The sequence below is a fragment of the Paenibacillus sp. 598K genome (assembly GCF_003851045.1).
Lineage (GTDB): Bacteria > Bacillota > Bacilli > Paenibacillales > Paenibacillaceae > Paenibacillus_D.
In genome coordinates this window covers 1-374 of sequence record NZ_BFBX01000178.1, presented here as the reverse complement: position 1 = coordinate 374, position 374 = coordinate 1, and the positions used below count along the sequence as shown (strand labels likewise).

1 protein-coding gene is annotated in these 374 nt (G+C 70.9%); it reads right to left on the bottom strand.

From position 1 onward, the window contains the following. Nucleotides 1–374 (bottom strand): AMP-binding protein (locus PA598K_RS33775; protein WP_148092033.1); only part of this gene is annotated, 374 nt, incomplete at both ends.

Genomic DNA, 374 nt, shown 5'->3' with positions numbered 1-374 from the left:
CAGCAGCACCGGCACGCCGTAGACGAGATGGTCGGGATGCTCGCGCAGCGCCGCCAGCATCCGCTTCGGATTGCGACTGTCGACGATCCGGGCCGATACGCCGCGCCGCTCGGCGGCCATGACGCCGCAGATCAGGCCATAGGCGTGCGACACCGGCGCCAGGATGACGGGCGTCAGCGATTCGAGACCCAGGGTACCGCCGAGCGCGCGATTGTAGGCGTCGCACTCGGCGTCGATCGACGCCCAGCTCCGTCCGATGACGCGGGGCGGGCCAGTCGTGCCCGAGGTAAGCTGGAGCAGTCGCGGTACAGTCGGACTCTCCGCCACAGGCAGCACGAGCGCCCGCTCCGGCTCGCCGTGGAGCAGGATGCCGC